The organism is Gulosibacter sediminis, from assembly GCF_014904065.1.
GTDB classification, from domain to species: Bacteria; Actinomycetota; Actinomycetes; order Actinomycetales; family Microbacteriaceae; genus Gulosibacter; species Gulosibacter sediminis.
The window spans coordinates 55,953-58,946 of the sequence record NZ_JACXJG010000014.1; the positions used below are offsets into that span (position 1 = coordinate 55,953).

At 68.4% G+C, this 2,994-nt stretch carries 3 protein-coding genes and 1 tRNA gene; 3 read left to right on the top strand and 1 reads right to left on the bottom strand.

Going from position 1 to position 2,994, the window contains the following annotated elements; genetic code table 11:
• Positions 1–57 precede the first annotated feature (57 nt).
• Positions 58–132, bottom strand: a tRNA-Gln gene (locus tag ID132_RS08235).
• Between the two features lie 161 nt (positions 133–293).
• On the opposite strand from ID132_RS08235, the gene ID132_RS08240 reads away from it, so the two are divergent.
• The 3 genes from ID132_RS08240 (at position 294) to ID132_RS08250 (ending at position 2,939) form a co-directional block, all read left to right on the top strand.
• Positions 294–674, top strand: a complete 381-nt coding sequence (locus tag ID132_RS08240) for a VOC family protein (RefSeq protein ID WP_193128325.1) — start codon at positions 294–296, stop codon at positions 672–674.
• Positions 675–700: 26 nt separating this feature from the next.
• Positions 701–1,075, top strand: coding sequence for a dihydrofolate reductase family protein (locus tag ID132_RS08245; RefSeq protein ID WP_193128326.1), 375 nt, complete (start codon positions 701–703; stop codon positions 1,073–1,075).
• A 337-nt stretch (positions 1,076–1,412) separates the two neighbouring features.
• Positions 1,413–2,939, top strand: coding sequence for a DEAD/DEAH box helicase (locus ID132_RS08250; protein ID WP_193128345.1), 1,527 nt, complete (start codon positions 1,413–1,415; stop codon positions 2,937–2,939).
• Positions 2,940–2,994: the final 55 nt, after the last annotated feature.

Below are 2,994 nucleotides of genomic sequence, written 5' to 3' on the forward strand. Positions count from 1 at the left end.
TTCCGCCGTCGCGAACATCGGAAACGAAAAAACCCTCGCGCTCGCGAGGGTTTTCATTGGCTGGGGTACCTGGACTCGAACCAAGAACAACGGTACCAGAAACCGCCGTGTTGCCAATTACACCATACCCCATTGGTGCGCCCGCCGACCCGTGGAAGAGGCCGCGGCACAACGAATTACTTTACAGGGTTTCGAGCGAAACGCAAAATGGGCAGAACTTCGGCAACCGCTCACCTCCGGGCGCAATACTCACCGTGACAGGAACCAGCAACCAGCAACACCACGGAGGCACCATGATCACTGAGTTCGGCAACGTCATGATCTACGTCGAAAACCCTCGCGAGGTCGCGGATTTCTGGGTCGACACCGTCGGCTTCACCAAGGTCGACGAGCAGGCGGTCGACGGCACGACCCTCTTCATCGAACTCACCCCGACAGCGGACTCCGACGCCCACATCACGCTCTTCGATCGCAACGTCGTCGCGCAGTCCTCGCCCGAGCTCGACCTCGCGACCCCGTCCATCCTCTTCAAGAGCCCGAACATCACCGAGATGCGCGAGACGCTCGCCGCCGCCGGCACGACGGTCGGCGACATCGTCGAGGCGGGCGGCATGACCACCTTCAACTTCGCCGACCCCGAAGGCAACTGGTTCGCGGTCCAGCAGGTCGCGTAACGCAACCAATTCGAGAGGAGCCCCCGATGGCTTCCACCACCTCGCGCGAACCCCCGTTCCACACCCCGGTCGTCGTGCTCACGAGCCAGCCGCGCGAGCCGCTGCACCTCGAGGGCGGCACGAGCTTCTACTTCTTCGATGGCCCCGCGGATGCGGCGCTCGCCTACGCTCGCGAACTCGCGCCCGGCACCGACGTGCGCATCGGCGGTGGCGCCACGACGGTGCGCGAGTTCCTCGCCGCCGACCTCATCGACGAACTGCACATCGCCATCGCGCCGATCGTGCTTGGTCGCGGCGAGCGACTCTGGGACGGTCTCGAGGGGCTCGAGGAACGGTTCAACATCGAGTCCGTCACTTCGCCGAGCGGGGTCATCCACCTGATGCTCTGGCGGCGCGGCTAACTGTGCCGGGCCACCCACGTGCCGCCGGGCGTTCGCGCTCAGCGGCACATTTCTGTGCGCACCCGGGGCGCCAGCCCTGGCCCCGCATCGGGCTCGCCTGTAGACTAGGCAGTCGGTCCTCCTGTGAGGCCCATCGTCGCTGACGTAACTTGCCCGGGCATTCCAGCACCGTGCGGCACTCTTCCGCGGCGAACCGATGCGCAACATCTTGCGCACTCGCCGACTAAGTCACGATGCATGCTGCGCGACGCAACCCGTCGTGCTGGAGCCCGTGGCTGCACACCGAAAGCACAACTTGACTTCACCTACCTTCGCCGAGCTCGGCGTTCCGGCCCCCATGGCCACCGCCCTCGAGCAGAACGGCAAGACCACCGCCTTCCCCATCCAGCGCGACACCCTCCCCGACTCGCTCGCCGGCCGCGACGTGCTCGGCCGCGGCCGCANCGGCTCGGGCAAGACCATCGCCTTCGGCATCCCGCTCGTCGCGAACCTCGCGAAGGATGCGCAGGCGAAGCGCAAGCAGGCCCGCCCGCGCGGCCTCGTGCTCGCGCCGACACGTGAGCTCGTCACGCAGATCGCCGAGACCATCGTGATGCTCGGCACCCCCATGGGCGTGCGCGTCACCACGATCTTCGGCGGCGTTTCGCAGAAGCGCCAGGAAGATGCCCTCAACCGCGGCGTCGACATCGTCGTGGCCGCGCCGGGTCGCCTCGACGACCTCATGCGCCAGGGCGTTGTGAGCCTCGACTCTGTTGAGATCACCGTGCTCGACGAGGCCGACCACATGGCCGACATGGGCTTCCTGCCCGTCGTCACGCGCATCCTCAACGCCACCCCGAAGCGCGGCCAGCGCCTGCTGTTCAGCGCGACCCTCGACGGTGGCGTCGACGGCGTCGTGAAGAAGTACCTGCACTCCCCCGTGCTGCACTCGGTCGACAGCGCCGAGTCGCCCGTGCCGCAGCTCACGCACCACGTGTTCGAGGTCTCGGGCAAGAACGACAAGGATGCCCTCATCGAGGCGCTCGCGTCGGGCACCGACCGCCGCATCTTCTTCACGCGCATGAAGCACCAGGCGAAGAAGCTCGCGCGCCACCTGACGGCCCGGGGCATCCCCGCCGTCGAACTGCAGGGCAACCTCTCGCAGAACGCGCGCGACCGCAACCTCGCGGAATTCGTGAACGGCGAGGCCAAGGTGCTCGTCGCGACCGACGTCGCCGCGCGCGGCGTGCACGTCGATGGCGTCACCCTCGTGGTGCACATCGACCCGCCTGTGGAGCACAAGGCCTACCTGCACCGCTCGGGCCGCACCGCGCGTGCCGGCAACGAGGGTGACGTCGTCACGATCGTGCTGCCCGAGCAGCGCGGCGAGATGAAGCAGCTGCTGCGCGCCGCGAAGATTCGCGTGACGCCCGAGCAGGTCACCGCAACGAGCGCATCGGTCGCGCCCCTCGTGGGCGAGATCGCCGAGCGCGTCGACCCGAAGGTCACCGAGCGCAAGCGCGCCGACGCGCAGACGGCCCAGCAGCGCGCCAACGGCCAGGCTCCGGCCGGCGAGGGCCGCTCGCAGGGTGCCAACGCGAAGCGCAAGCGCTCGCGCGGCGGCCGCGGTCGCAGCAACGGTTCGGGCCAGGGTCAGAGCCAGGGCCGGGGCGACTCGCAGTCGCAGTCGCGCGGCGACAGCGCGCGGCAGAACACCGGCGGGCACCGCTCCGCGGGCGAGCGTGCCGGCAACAGCCAGCGCTCGGGTTCGGGTCAGCGTTCTGGCTCGACTTCGGGCAAGTTCGCGAGCCAGTTCCCGTCGCAGGGTTCGGGCCAGCGCCGCGGCGGCCGCCGCGCGCAGAGCCCCGGCGGCAGCACCCGCTAACTAGCTGATCGTCGCGGCTCGCCGCGATGAAGTTGGACGAAGGCCGAGATTTTGG

Bases quoted from the DNA above. Each gene is read 5' to 3' on its own strand.
- ID132_RS08240 (WP_193128325.1), top strand. From the start codon at position 294: ATGATCACTGAGTTCGGCAACGTCATGATCTACGTCGAAAACCCTCGC.
- ID132_RS08245 (WP_193128326.1), top strand. From the start codon at position 701: ATGGCTTCCACCACCTCGCGCGAACCCCCGTTCCACACCCCGGTCGTC.